This window comes from Tissierella praeacuta DSM 18095, assembly GCF_900128955.1.
GTDB lineage: Bacteria > Bacillota > Clostridia > Tissierellales > Tissierellaceae > Tissierella > Tissierella praeacuta.
The window spans coordinates 99,470-114,478 of sequence record NZ_FQTY01000007.1; the positions used below are offsets into that span (position 1 = coordinate 99,470).

Annotated in this window: 12 protein-coding genes; 1 reads left to right on the plus strand and 11 read right to left on the minus strand. The window is 30.9% G+C overall.

All coding sequences use genetic code 11. The annotated features are described in order from the left end of the window. Nucleotides 1–163: 163 nt before the first annotated feature. From allC to BUB33_RS09415, 4 genes are all read right to left on the minus strand, one after another. On the minus strand, nucleotides 164–1,402 hold the full coding sequence (gene allC, locus BUB33_RS09400; protein WP_072975847.1) for an allantoate deiminase: 1,239 nt from the start codon (nucleotides 1,400–1,402) through the stop codon (nucleotides 164–166). Between the two features lie 197 nt (nucleotides 1,403–1,599). Further along, on the minus strand, nucleotides 1,600–2,739 hold the full coding sequence (locus tag BUB33_RS09405) for a pyridoxal-phosphate-dependent aminotransferase family protein (protein WP_072975849.1): 1,140 nt from the start codon (nucleotides 2,737–2,739) through the stop codon (nucleotides 1,600–1,602). Nucleotides 2,740–2,765: 26 nt separating this feature from the next. After that, nucleotides 2,766–3,113 (minus strand): cupin domain-containing protein, encoded by a 348-nt coding sequence (locus BUB33_RS09410; protein WP_072975851.1) that lies wholly within the window; start codon nucleotides 3,111–3,113, stop codon nucleotides 2,766–2,768. Nucleotides 3,114–3,230: 117 nt separating this feature from the next. Beyond that, nucleotides 3,231–4,466: a dicarboxylate/amino acid:cation symporter gene (locus BUB33_RS09415; protein WP_072975853.1), complete on the minus strand. Its 1,236-nt coding sequence runs from the start codon at nucleotides 4,464–4,466 to the stop codon at nucleotides 3,231–3,233. 191 nt (nucleotides 4,467–4,657) lie between these two features. On the opposite strand from BUB33_RS09415, the gene allE reads away from it, so the two are divergent. Then, nucleotides 4,658–5,422, plus strand: a complete 765-nt coding sequence (gene allE, locus BUB33_RS09420; RefSeq protein WP_072975855.1) for a (S)-ureidoglycine aminohydrolase — start codon at nucleotides 4,658–4,660, stop codon at nucleotides 5,420–5,422. A gap of 28 nt (nucleotides 5,423–5,450) precedes the next feature. On the opposite strand, the gene BUB33_RS09425 is transcribed toward allE, so the two are convergent. The 7 genes from BUB33_RS09425 to BUB33_RS09455 form a co-directional block, all read right to left on the minus strand. Next, nucleotides 5,451–7,106, minus strand: coding sequence for a PucR family transcriptional regulator (locus BUB33_RS09425; RefSeq protein ID WP_084725328.1), 1,656 nt, complete (start codon nucleotides 7,104–7,106; stop codon nucleotides 5,451–5,453). 42 nt (nucleotides 7,107–7,148) lie between these two features. Beyond that, nucleotides 7,149–7,994 (minus strand): transposase, encoded by an 846-nt coding sequence (locus BUB33_RS09430; RefSeq protein WP_072975856.1) that lies wholly within the window; start codon nucleotides 7,992–7,994, stop codon nucleotides 7,149–7,151. A 140-nt stretch (nucleotides 7,995–8,134) separates the two neighbouring features. Then, complete coding sequence (locus tag BUB33_RS09435) at nucleotides 8,135–9,922, minus strand: 5'-nucleotidase C-terminal domain-containing protein (RefSeq protein ID WP_072975857.1); 1,788 nt, start codon at nucleotides 9,920–9,922, stop codon at nucleotides 8,135–8,137. Nucleotides 9,923–10,094: 172 nt separating this feature from the next. After that, on the minus strand, nucleotides 10,095–10,847 hold the full coding sequence (locus BUB33_RS09440; protein ID WP_115322114.1) for an ABC transporter ATP-binding protein: 753 nt from the start codon (nucleotides 10,845–10,847) through the stop codon (nucleotides 10,095–10,097). Between the two features lie 5 nt (nucleotides 10,848–10,852). Next, nucleotides 10,853–11,686: an ABC transporter permease gene (locus BUB33_RS09445; protein WP_072975859.1), complete on the minus strand. Its 834-nt coding sequence runs from the start codon at nucleotides 11,684–11,686 to the stop codon at nucleotides 10,853–10,855. Between the two features lie 41 nt (nucleotides 11,687–11,727). Then, nucleotides 11,728–12,888, minus strand: a complete 1,161-nt coding sequence (locus BUB33_RS09450) for an ABC transporter substrate-binding protein (RefSeq protein WP_072975860.1) — start codon at nucleotides 12,886–12,888, stop codon at nucleotides 11,728–11,730. Nucleotides 12,889–13,115: 227 nt separating this feature from the next. Continuing rightward, nucleotides 13,116–14,627 carry a S8 family serine peptidase gene (locus BUB33_RS09455; protein ID WP_072975861.1) on the minus strand — a complete coding sequence of 504 codons (1,512 nt, stop codon included), beginning with the start codon at nucleotides 14,625–14,627 and terminating at the stop codon, nucleotides 13,116–13,118. Between the last annotated feature and the right edge of the window lie 382 nt (nucleotides 14,628–15,009).

A 15,009-nucleotide genomic window follows, 5' to 3' on the forward strand; every position in this document is an offset into this window, starting at 1 on the left:
TTTGTCCTATATGGATAAATTTTCATTATTGATTTATCTTATTAATACAAAGCATATACTTATATAGAATAAAACCACCATTAAACAATAAAATAACTTCCTTTTAATCTTAAAATTAAAAGAAAGTTATTTTATTTAGGTTGGTTCAATGTCAATTATAAAATTATTTATAGGCTAAATTATATAATGTATCTATTAATACCTTAATTCCTTCAGTTAAATCTTCTATTTTTGTAAATTCAGCTGGATTATGACTAATACCTTTATGACTTGGTACAAATATTAATGCCGTTGGTATATGTTCCGCAAATATTTGAGAATCATGTCCTGCACCACTATGCATTAATTTATAGTTTAAACCCTTTGTTTCACATTCTCCTTTAATGATATTAACTAAATTAGAATCCATAGGTACTGGTTCTCCATCCATATAGTTGTTTATAGTAGTTTTCAAATTCATCTTTTTAGATATTTCTTCAATCTTTTCTGTTACTTCATTTGTAAATTTAATTATTGCATCTTTTTGAGTATGTCTTACATCTAGGGAAAATATTACTTTTCCCGGAACAACATTTGTAGTATTTGGTACTACTTCTACTTTACCTACAGTAGCCACTAAGGGATCTCCATAGCTTATGGCAAGATCCATTATTTCTGAAATCATTTTACTTGTTCCATGTAATGCATCTTTTCTATAACCCATAGGAGTCGTACCAGCATGATTAGCCTCACCTTCAACTTCTATCATATATCTTTTTTGCCCTACTATATGTTCTACTATTCCTATGGATTTTTGCTCTATTTCAAGTACTCCACCTTGCTCTATATGAAGTTCAATAAATGCCTTTAAATCATCTCTAACCTTACTATTTTTAAAATCAAATCCTGCCTTATGCATGGCTTCAATGAAACCTATGCCATCTTCATCTTTTAACTCCTCCATTGTTTCTCTATCAACTGACCCAACTATATTTTTTGAACCCCAAAATGTAAATGGAAATCGGCTACCTTCCTCTTCAGCCATAGCTACTACTTCTATATTTCTAAGAGGCTGTCCATAAGTATTTCTTAGGTATTCCATAGCAATAATCCCACCTATTATACCTAACTGACCATCTAATTTTCCTCCATTTACTACTGTATCTATATGAGAGCCTGTTAATATTGTTTCCTTTTTAAAATCACTTCCTTCTAATCTAGCAAAAAGATTTCCAACTTCATCATAATATGCTTCAAAACCTTTTTCCTTAATTAGATTTTTTAACGCTTCTTGAGTTTCTATCCAACAATCTGTATATAATAATCTGGTAACACCGCCATCTGAATTTTCCCCAAATTTACTTAGCCATTCTATAAAATCAGCAGTCTGTTTTTCTAAACTTAATTCCTTATGAGCATTCATTTCGACACTTCCCCTCATGAAAATTTCAGTAAAATTTATATAAATGCTTCACTATTAATATATTATTTTTAATATCTTAATTCATTATCTATTATGGATAAAAGAATTACAATGATTTATCAACTCATTGTAAAATTGATTAAAATAATATCGTCTTACGGCTTATCACCATAAGACGATATCTCAGATTCTATTCTCTACCTTAAATTTGCTAATAGAGTACCTACACCTTTACCCATTTCAATTTCAATTCCGCATCTCACTAGGGTTCTTTCAATAGCTCCAAGAACAGATACTAGATAATGCTCATCTATATTACCCATGTGTCCAAATCTAAACATCTTACCTGCATAAGCTGCAAGTCCTCCTGCCACTACAGCACCTTCTTCTGCCAATATCTTTCTAAATTCTGCATCATTAACTCCATCCATATATAACACATTAGATAAAGTAACTGCCCTATGATCCTTTTCTGCAAGAATAGTAAATCCTAATGCTTCAAGGGCAGCCTGGGTTGCCTTTGCATACTTAATATGTCTTTGATATCTATTTTCAATACCTTCTTTTTTAATTATATTCACTGATTCTTTAAGTGCCCAAATAAGGTTTACAGCTGGTGTTGCAAAATATTTAGATGGATCTTCCATTATTGGAATCCATTTCTCAAAATCAACATAATAATCTGGAATCATGCCAAAGGATTTTCTTCTTGCTAAAGCCTTTTCACTTGCCCAAAGAATTGCAAGTCCTGGACACACTCCAAAAGCTTTTTGTGAACCAGTTAAAAGAATATCTATATTCATAGAATTTAACTTCTCTGGTTCTGCAGCTGTAGCACAAACTCCATCAACAATATATAAAGTTTCTGGGAATTTCTTCATCATTTCTCCAATTTCAGCAACTGGTGCAGCTACTCCTGTTGAAGTGTCTACATGAGTAACAGTCATAGCATGATAATGTTTTTCTGATAATTTCTTTTCAATATCTGCAACTGGAACTATTTGTCCCCACTCAGATTGAATTAAATCTACATTGATACCTCTTCTTTCACAGATTTCAATAAATCTGTTTCCAAAAAATCCATGAGATACAATAAGAATATTATCTCCTGATTTCATAGTATTTGCAATTGCCATTTCCATTGCCATAGTTCCTGTTCCAGCTATTACAAATACTTGACCTGTTGCATCCCATAATTCCATCATATCATTTAATAATTCCTTATAATCTTTTACAAAACTTGGATCACCAAATGCAACAATTTCTCTGCCCATTTCATTTTGAATACTTCTAACTACAGGTGTTGGTCCTGGTATTGCTACTAATTTTTGTACCATTTTTCATTCCTCCTAAATTCTATAAATTAATTATATAATATTAACATAACATATTCTAAATCTTCTTCTCCTACAGACTCTATTGAGTGAGAATCTCCATCACGACAAATAGCCAAATCTCCTGGCTCAAGAATTGTTTCTACACCATTATCATTATATAATGCTTTTCCCTTTAATATAAAATATGCCTCTTGATCTCCTTGATGGGTATGATAACCAATGGAATTACCTGGCTTTATAATGGATTTTCCATATAATCTTCCCTTGCCTAAAAAATCTTCCTTCTCAAAGAAATTTATTACAGTGACATATCCCTTTCCGCCTTTAAGACCTTCAGTTACTTCTGTAGTATATTCATTAGATCTCCTTATCATTCTATCACCTCTTCATTATTTATTTTCTTTAATGTAATTATCCATTGAGGATAAAACTCCCATCATTGTAACCCTATGGAACTGTTTTGTTAAGATTCTTCAAAATTTATGTCCACTCTATGAGTTAGAGCTAGATATTACCTTTTTACCATTGAATATATCATAATCAAGTTCTTTTTCATCAACTGCTATCATCATAGCAACTAAAGCATCACTGTCTACATTTAATACAGTTCTAAACATTCCTGAGAACCAATCTATTCCAGCCAATAATGCAATACTTTCCGGTGGTAATCCCATTGCTGGAAGAACTGTTGCAAGTGCAACTAAGCCACCTCCAGGCACTACAACTGTACCTAAACAAGCTAAAGTCGATAATACTACTATTCTAACTAATTCAATAATTGACATCTCCATGCCAAAGAATTGTGCCAATGTTATACAAGCTAATGATAGATAAAGTGACAAACCATTACTATTAAGAGCCATCCCAAGGGGATTAACTAATCTAGAAATTCTCTTACTTACTCCAAGTTTAATCTCACTATCTTCCATTTTAGTTGGAAGTGTAATGGCAGATGATGTAGTTGTGAAAGCAACAACTGTCATCTTCCAAAGATGTTTAGCTAATCTTACAGGACTAACTTTAGCATATGCAGCAGAAATAAAAATTAGAAATATCATATAAATTACTGTCCCTATAGCCATACTACCTAAGAATTTAGCTAATGGAATAATTACTTTTACCCCAATAGTTCCAGTAACCCATGCTAACAATGAAAAAATACCAATTGGTGCAAGATTCATTACCATTTTAACAACATTTAAAATTGCTACATTAAAATGTCTAATAAAGTTAAGAACTACATTATCCTTATCTTGTTTACCAATTACGCTCAATGATAGTCCAAATAAAATTGAAAATATAATTACTTGTATCATATTTGCTTTTGCCATAGCATCTATAATGTTTGTAGGAAAGAAACCTACTATCATTTCAGATAATGTTTGTTCTGAAGCAGCTATAGCTGTAGCACCCATATCCATATTTAACCCCGCTCCTGGTTTAACTATATAGCCAAGACCTATTCCAAGAGCCGCTGCCAATGCAGTTAAACCCATAAACCAAGCAAATATCTTTCCTCCCAATTTACCTAATTCTTTAGGATCTAAACTTCCTACAGCTTCAATAACAGCACCCATAATTAAAACAACTACTGACATCTGAATTAAGCGAAGAAAAATATCACCAACTACTTTTACTGGAGCAATTGCTGGACCTACAATTAGTCCTACTACCATACCAAGAACCATTGAGATCATAATCTTGTTTGTCATGTTCAGCCTTTTCATTTGAGACTCCCTCCTACAGTTTGTTATTTATCTAACTTTATGCTATGTTTATATTTTATATCTTAATTAGATTGAATTAAGGATAAAAAGTTGTTTTATTTTTATCAGTTTTGGATAAAGGTTTTTTGTGAAATTAATTTAATAATATATATAGTATAATTAATTTAAAATATAGAAAGGAGAATTAATTTATGGGTTATCGCAATGATTTATTAAGTAGCAGATCCATTATAAGACATGGTAGCTATGCCCTTATTACACCAGAAGGACTTGTTAATAATATTATTCCTCACTTTGAAAAATGTACAATTAGTGTGGTTGCTTCTCCAAAACTAGGCGCTAGTTTTGTTCAATATCTTGTAGAAATGGAAGCTGGAGGAAGAAATACTAAGGGATTTGGCGGAAATGGAATTGAAACTTTTTTATATGTAGTTAAAGGCTCATTAGATGTTTTAATTGATGGAACAAAATATGAACTAACTGAAGAAGGATATATATTCTGCCCTCCTAGTTTAAGTATGATTATTGAAAACAATTCAAATGAAAGTGCTAAGTTTGTTCTTTATAAACAAAGATATGTTCCTGTTGAAGGAATAAAAGAACCTTGGGTAGTATGTAATAATGTTAAAAATTTAGAAGTTGTTAACTATGATGATATGGAAGATGTTACTATAGTAGACTTCCTTCCAAAGGATATGTCCTTTGATATGAATTTCCATATATTAACATTCCAGCCAGGTGGCTCACATCCATTTATTGAAACCCATGTACAAGAGCATGGAGCATATTTATTAACTGGAGAAGGTATGTATAACTTAGATAATAACTGGGTATCCGTTAAAAAAGGTGATTTCATATGGATGGGACCTTTTGTACAACAGGCAACCTATGCCATAGGATATGAACCTTTCTCATATGTTTATTCAAAAGATTGCAATAGGGATCCCGAAATATAATAAATTAAGGTAAGGATAAATCCTTACCTTAATTTATTATACGAAGAATTTTGAGTCCAACTTCAATCTCAAGCATCTTTCCTCTATCTTCTATATCTAAATTTGTTAATTCCCTTATTCTATTTAACCTATATAATACAGTTTTATAATGGACATATAGTTCCTCCGCAGTTTTTACTGCATTCAAATTACAAGATAAATATTTCTCTAAAGTATCTATAAGCTCGTTATTCTTATCTTTATCATATTCCTTAAGTATCCATAATGCTGGATGAACAAACTTATTTAATTCTTCTCTATCTTGATATCTGCACAAAAGCTTGTATATGCCTAATTCTTCAAAGGTAACTATGGAATCCTTTCCAAATATTCTATAACCAAAATTTACTGCATCCATGGCTTCGGAGTAAGATTTACATATTTCCATAGGGTTTTCTGCCAAGCCGCCTATACCTATTGATACAGAAATATTTCCTATTTCATTAGAAATAACTTTTTTAAGTTCCTTACCAAATTCTTTTATTGTGGAATATACATCCTTTATATTATATTTTTTTTCTACAGGCCATAACACTATTATATTATCCCCTTTATTAATAGATATATAGTCTGTAGTATAATAATATGATACCCTGTCTATCCTTTTCTTTATTTTTTCCATCAATAAATGAATTCCCTCTGATAAGTTTTTATTAGTAAGAATATAATCTCCATATTCACTTATATTTAAAAGAATAACTATAAACTTTCTTTTTAGATTCCAACCAAATAAAGTACCTCTATCAAAAATACTTTCTTCAGAATCAAATCTGCCATTTATTAAATCATCCATTAAGTCACCTTTATACTTCAGCTCAACTTCCTTAACTGCCACATCTTTTAACATCTCTAATCTCAATGTAGTTGCCGCACTTTCTAAAGCAATAAAATCCAAATCTTCCATTATTCTATTTCTTTCAATAATTGCCAAATAGCCTTTTATTTCATTTAAAACTTGAATAGGCTCCATTATAGCTGTATATATTATATCATCTATATTAGATATCTTAATCTTTAATCCATAAATGGGAAAATCTTTTTCTACTAAACTCTTAACTTCATCATCAATTATTTCTATACAACTATATTTTTCATCATTCCAAGCAATTGGATTTAACTCATTATTTAATATTAGAACTGGATTTTCAACTAAATCTCCAAGGGTTTTTGCAACAGCATCTATACCTTTCATTTTAAGAGATAACTTGGTAAATCGCTTATGGCAATCCTTATAGTAGTTTAGTCTATTTACTTGATCATTAAATATTTCCCCCATTACTGGATACATTATATCTATATATTTTGTATCACCTGATATTTCAATAATAGGAAATCCTAATTGATTTCCTAAATCTATTACATCTTCAGGTATAGAGGTTAAAAACCTAGAAATCTTTACTATTAAAGCAGCTGCCCCTTTTTCTGCTAACTCTTTTACTAAGGTTTTTTGTGCTTCTATATCCTTATCAATTGAATAAAAACTCGTTAATAGAAGCTCTCCTCCTTTAATCCAATTGGCTATATCTGGTACTTCAATTATTGTAATACCTTCTACATAAACATTTTTATCTTTAACTGTCCCGGCTACTAACTTTGCATTCTTTAAACAAGGCATCTTGATTAATTCACTAAGTAATATACCCATCTTACTCCTCCTCAGCTGATAAATAACGTCACTTAAAACTGCTTATTTTTGTAGAATATTTCTTATGGCATTTATTGTTACATTTATATTATCACTTATTTCTTCCTTCGTATATCCTTGATTAATAGCTTTAATTATGTAATCATATTTATATTTTGTTAAATATCTTTTTCTTGAACCTTCTTTAATTAACTCATAATCTAAAGTCCTTGGACATACAGATTTTAATATATCATCAAGTAGAGCTGTATTTTTAAACCCATTGTCCTTATTTAAGGATTCTTTAAATTCATCTGAGCCTATTACTTCATCTTCTTCAAACTCTTCCCTCAATTTTATATAATCCTCTAGAGGTTCATTCATTAAATCCTCGTATTTTTTTATGGCTTGCAGCCTATCTAATGAAAGCATATCTAAAAATTCTTCAATATTTACTAGATTATCTACATTCATCCTATAAAAAACATCGGAGCTCCATTTATATTTAACCATAGAATCACAAATATTAGCATATACTGGGTTGTTGTGTATATATCTTATAAGTCTAATAAAATATAATTCATTTTGAACTAAAATACTTCTATATCTATTTTCAAATGGAGAACCAGTTCTAGATTTCTTCCAATTATAATATTTAGCATATCTAGTATTTATCCTATGCATTATCTGACTAATTGGAATATTGTGAGTTTTAATGACGAAATGATAGTGGTTGTCCATTATTACATAAGCTAACAGATGAAAGTCAAACAATTCCTTTACATTTCCTATAATCTCTAAGAGTTTCATCTTTTCTTCAGCTTCTTCAAAGATAAAAGATTTATTATTTCCCCTGTGAATAATATGATATATAGCACCATAATATTCTATCCTCTGTCTTCTTCCCACGAAATTACCTCCTTCCCTCATACTATATATTCTACAAATATTTCTAAAATCCTCTATTTTTTTCCATAAAAATTAAAATAACTTCAGTTTTTGGTGCCAGGCACCAGAAACTGAAGTTATTTTCTTTGAAAAATATTATACTATGGAATTAATATTACTTGATTAGGGAATATTAGATGTGGGTTTTTTAATTTATTATATTCTGCCAATTTCTCCCAAGTAGTATTAAATTGTTTAGCTATTTTCCATAGAACATCTCCTGGTTTTACTACATATTTTTGTACTTCTATAGTTATAGCTGCTCCCGGTTTTACCTCTGGTTGTAGTTTTATTTCTGGTTTTGGCTGAGGTTTTATCTCTGGCTGTGGTACTGGTTTTATTTCTATTTTTGGTGATTCTACAACAACTACTCTACCTTCTACCTTAGGTTCAACTTCTCCTACTTCTTTAAAATATTCAATTAATATATCTGATAATAAGCCACCTTCAGCAATAAATGGTTTACCTTTAAACATAGTATATCCATCGCCGCCACTTGCCACGAAATCATTTGTAACTAATTTATATTTTTTATCTGATTTTACTGGTTCACCTTTTATATTTATATCTAATGTTCTACTTCCAACTGGTTTTGATGGATCAAATTTAAAAGTGATTCCTCCAATATGTGGAAAATGTCCTGCTGCTTCTGGATACATATCTACCCCATGTTCCAATGCCTTAACTATTTCTTCACCTGTTACTTCTATTACTGCAAGGGTATTTGTAAATGGAAAAGAAGTCAATATATCTCCTACTTTTATATCTCCTGATACAATAGAAGCTCTAATTCCTCCACCATTTGTCAAAGCCACATCTGCACCAGTAGCTTTAATCATTGCATCAGTTAAAAGGTTCCCCAAGTTGGATTCTCCTTTTCTAACAACTTCTCTTTCTCCAACTAAGTTTACTTTTGATTTGCCTACTACTGCTTCCTTAAAGGACTTGTTTATTTCCTCAATTTTCTTTATCTCTTCTTCAATAATAGGATTCGGTACTAAATCCTTACCTTCATCATATCCAAATAATTTAGCTGTTTTCTTATTTACCTTACCTTCTGATACTTCAAGTTCTACTATCCCAATATTCTTTAAATAAGAACCAGCTTGAACTATTAAAGTATCTCCTTTTACTTCTCCATTAGGTAATTCAGTATGACTATGTCCATCAACTATTAAATCAATTCCCTCAACATTCTTTGCCACATCATAAGTATTAGCATCTGTTGATTCATCTACTCCTAGATGAGCTAGTGCAATTATTACATTTACTTCTTTTTCTTTTAATTCCTTTACCATCTTTTTAGCAACCTCAACAGGGTCTTCAAACTTAATTCCCTCTGTATTGCTTGGATGAGATTTATATTTAGTTTCCTCAGTTCCAAGTCCAAATATACCAACCTTTATACCATCTACATCAAAAATCTTATATGGCTCAAAATCTGATTTACCATTTGCTTCTTTCACAATATTGGAACCTATCATAGGAAATTCTGCTTTATCTTTCAATTCCAATAATCTTTTATAACCATAGTTAAAATCATGATTTCCAGGAACCATAGCATCAAAACCTATTTTATTCATTAGGTTAATCATAGTTTCACCTTTGGTTATATTAATATCAATAGCACCATGCAAAGTATCTCCTGCATTTAATAATAATAAATTAGGATTCTTTGCTTTTAATTCATCTACCTTAGTCTTTAACCTTGCAAGACCTATACCACCTTCTCTTTCATCAAGGTTTAACCTTCCATGTACATCATTTACATGTACAATAGTTAATATTTTTGCTTCTTCAGCGAATACTGGTAATGCTCCTATCATTATGCCCACTAATAGGACAAATGCTAAGAATAAACTGACAACTCTTTTGTTTCTGAAACTCATACATAACCCCCCTATTTTAAATTATTATTAATCAGTGTAATCATACCCATTACACTATATATATAACTTATTCTACATATTTTTTATAAATCCTTCTTTTTTATTAAAGTTTTCCGTGAAATTAAAATAACTTTCCTTTTTTAATCGATTAAAAAAGGAAAGTTATTTTAATTTATAATTCTAACATCTTTAATATTTGACTTGTTAGTTTAGCATACATAATATTTCCCCTATCTCTTGGTCTTTCCATATCTACTTCTACTATGTCTTTAATCTTACCAGGGGAACTGGACATTACTATTATTTTATCTGATAAATATACAGCCTCATCAACACTATGAGTTACAAATAATATGGTCTTTTTATTATGTTCCCATATTCTTAATAGTTCCTTTTGTAAAATAATTCTAGTATGTGCATCTAAAGCACCAAAGGGCTCATCCATTAATAATACAGATGGATTATTAGCAAGGGCTCTGGCTATTGCCACTCTTTGCTGCATTCCTCCCGAAAGTTCATATGGATATGCATTAGCAAAGTTCTCCATATTAATTATTTTTAAATATTCTAATGCAATTCTTTCTCTTTCCTTCTTATTTACTCCACTAAATTCCAATCCTAATGAAATATTATCCAGTACCTTTCGCCAAGGCAGCAATGAATAATTTTGAAATACCATTCCTATTTCTTTAGTTGGTTCAATTAATTCCATATCATTATACTTTACACTACCCTTTGTTACAGTTTCTAATCCAGCAAGTATACGTAGGAGAGTGGACTTTCCACACCCTGATGTTCCTACAATACAAATAAAATCATTTTCTTCTACATTTAAATTAATATCTTCTAAGGCTTTTACTTCTAAATTTTCTTTTGTTACAAAACTCTTATAAAGATTATTGATAGTAATGATATTTCTCCCCATATACCTCATCTCCTACTTAACCATGAAAAATGCCTATTTTCTATAACAATAAATATATAATCCAATAATGAACCAACTAACCCAATACATATAATACCTGTAACAACTAAATCTATTCTGGCTAACTCATATGAGTGAGTTATTAAATACCCTACTCCAGATAAACTCCCTGGCAACATTTCCGCTGCAACTAAACAAGCCCAAGCACTTCCCAATCCACCTCTTAATCCATATATAATATTAGGTCCTGCTCCTGGTATAAGAATCTTGAAAAATATATCTCTTTTACTGGCACCTAATACCTTAGCCGATTCTATTAAAGTTTTTGGTACATTTCTCACTCCAAAAGCAGAGCTAGATACTACAGGAAAAAATGTGCCTATGGCAATTATAAATATCATTGAGAATTTAAAATTATTAAAAAACACTTGTCTTGTTCCATAGGGTATTTTAAATAAGGTTGCTAAGCTCTTTGTGCCAAACCAAGCTAATATTAGAGGAACCCAACCTAAAGCTGGTACTGGTCTTATGATATTGATGGTTTTACTGAAAAGCAAATTTATCTTTTCTTTATATCCCATAAATATCCCCAATGGCAATGCTACTATTATACCTACTAAATAGCCTAACATTACCCTTATAATACTGACTGAAATATTTTTTGGAAGAGAGCCAAGACCTATAAAATCATCTGTAGCATGTATAAAATTACTTAATACTTGACTTAATTTAGGTAAAATTATGGGATTGTCTATTTTATTTGCAAAAATAGTCCATATACAGATGAGTATAACTGGAACTATAAAGCTTATCAAAGTCCTCCTTAGGGAATTACGCATAGATATTCACTCCTGAAAATCTTCTTTTGTAAGATAACATTTTACTCTCCTCTAACATTTTTAATATATGAAAAATCAAATGCCTTTTCTACAACTTCATCAAAAGATTTATCCTTAAAACGTCCTGAAAATTTTCCCATTTCATTTAGTCCATCTACATATACATTTATTCCTTTTAACCAGTTTTCATCTGGATTAGTAGTATAAGTAATTGTTGACTTTTCAGCTGTTTCTTTTTCTACACCTACAACATCAGAAAATATCTTTGCAGCATCCTCTTTATTTTCCATAGCATAATTACAAGTTTCATTTAACAATCTTGCAAATGCACGAAAAACCTCTGGATACTTATTTAAAACTTCTTCTCTAACGGAGTATACACAACATGGAAAATTAGTCCAAGTATCTGTAGGAGGAAAATCTTTTAAATTCATAGCTATATTTCCCATCCCCTTAGATTCAGCAATTTCTGGATATGCTGTAGGTCCTACCCATGCATCAACTTGTCCACTTGATAAAGATGGAATTAAATTATTTTGTCCCTTAAGATCGACCATGAGAACATCTGCATCAATTTGATTTGGATCCTCAGTGATTTTAAACCCTTCTTTTTTAAGTATAGTTTCAATTAGTATTCTAGGGCCACTAACAGGTGAATGGTAACCAATCATCACTGGTGCTTCAGAATTTGATATATATTCTTTTACTTCCTCCCAACCCTTAGCATGGATATCTGGTGAGAAAACAAAGGATATTCCACCTGTCTGAATAGGACATAGTATTTTTATATCAGTTCCACTATCAATAGCCGTAAGTATGGCAGTATTTGATGAAAGTGCCGCATCTAAATGACCTTGTCCCATCATCGTTGCTACTTCAGAACCACCCTTTGTAGATACAAAGCTTAGTACAGCTAATGGCTTTCCATCTTCAATTAATTCGTATTTATCATCAGATAAAGCATTTAAATAAATTCCTCTTTCTTTAAATTCTTCCACCCTATTTAAAGGTATAAAAGGTAAAGCAGTATGTAAATCTAATCCCCAAGAAAACTGAATTTCAGGAATTTCATTAGTTACATCATTACCATTAACTTCATTCTGAGTATCTACAACTTCATCTTTCTTTCCACAACCAACTAATAAAGTTAACAATAATAATACTAGAAGTATTAAACTAATACTTTTCTTTAATTTTATCATATTATAACCTCCCTTTTACTTTTCGAATTGATTATACTCCATAAGACTTACTAAGTAAAATTAGAGTTATAAATGATAAGATTTTAACTATTATTTTTCTTTATAGAAATCAAAACTAAATTAAATATCTCCTACTTAATAAGTTTTTTCTAAGAATGTTTATAAAATAATAACCCCAGCTTCAAGGTATGAAGGGGGTTATTATCTTATTATTAATAAATAGAGTTTTATCTTACTACTGATGAAACTGCTTTAAAAGCATCAACCATGCCATAACCATAACCAAAGTTTGGTGATCTTGGATATGTTGTATCTGTTAGTGGCATTGCTGTACTGGTTATAATTCTTTCTAATTCCTCCACTGACAAGGAATTATTAGCTGATAAAAGCAATGCTGCCACTCCTGAAATTGCTGGTGCTGCCATTGAAGTACCTGATGAATTTCCATACCCACTAGGTATTGATGACCTTATGTTTACTCCTGGTGCAGATATATTTGGTTTAATTAAGGTTTCATCATATGGTGATGGTCCTAGTTTTGAAAAGTATGCTCGTACATTATTTCTATCTGTTGCTGCTACTGCAAATGATTCTGGATAATTAGATGGGCATGAAATTGAGCCTGGCCATGGTGCAGGTTCTCCCTTTCTTTGATTACCTGCTGCAAATACTGGAAATATTCCTGCTGCTCTCCAGTTTATAACAGCTCTTCTATACCAATCATCTATTCCTGCTCCTCCACCCCATGAGTTATTAATTATATCTGGAGCTTTCTTTGGATCTCCACCTGGAGCTAACATCCATTGTGCAGCATCCAAAAGTATTTTATCTGTTGTTGAACCATATTTATTAAATACTCTGGCTGCTATCCATTTTGCACCTGGTGCAACTCCTATTTTGTTTGATCCGTTTGATTCCTGTCCTACCATTGTTCCCATTACATGAGTTCCATGGGAGTCAGAATCTGCTGGCAATGAAGAATTATATACTGGATCAAACCAATTACCATTTGAATTAGTTCTCCCTGTAGCTGGGTCATATCCTCTCCACTTATTTTTAAGAGCTGGATGATCCCACTTAACTCCAGAGTCTATAGTAGCCACTACTATTCCAGTACCATCATATCCTAAGTCCCATACTTTATCTGCTTTTACTGTTTCTATATTCCACTCTACTCCAGTAGCAGATAGTTCTGCTTCACTATTGGTTTCTGGTACATCTAATGTATAAGTCCTATTTTTATATATCTTTTCTACTTCTGGCATATAAGAAAGTTTTCCTATTACTTCCTTTTTCGCCTTTACATATATAATGTTAACTATATGATATGGTGTAAACTCTATTACATTTCCCTTTTCCATTTCTTGCTCCAAGTAGGTTTGGATATCAGCTTGAGTCATTTCAGCATTATCCTGAAGTGCATCTATAACAGCGTTTCTAACTTTGAGCTTACTTTGATGTGGATTTACAGCAGATGTTAATCTAGACTTTGCTTTATAAGACACCTTTTCTACATCAATTTGATCTTTCATATACACTAATACTTCCAATAAATCTTCACTGTCAATATCTTCCTTTACCTCATCTGTAATTTTTTCTATGGAGAATACATTTAAGTTTTCTTCTGGTAAGCTAAGTTGGTCGTCTTCTGCATAAGCAAATGATGCAAAACACCCCAATACCATAACAAGAGTTAGTAGTAGGGACAATACTCTTTTTTCCTGTTTGTTCTTTGACATAAATATTCCTCCTTTAATTTGTTTTATAAAAAACCTAATTACACCTCCTTCTTTTAAATATGTATTAAGAAAGCTTAACAATGAATACAATATTATATATACTTTCACTAAAACTTCTAAGATATTATTTAAGTTTTTTATTTTTCAAACATCTATAATCTATTTTACATATATCATAATTAAGTCTTTAAACAAAGTCTAGAAGTAAATTCCGACATACTTTTTAAGTATAAATAATTGTTAATATTTAATATTTTTCTCCCTATATATATCGAAATAAAAAGTTTATTGTAATTTGACTCAATTATCCTATAATTTATTGGATAAAAAAATTATAAAATAATTAAAATAATTGTTATTGTATAAACATATCTGTCATATA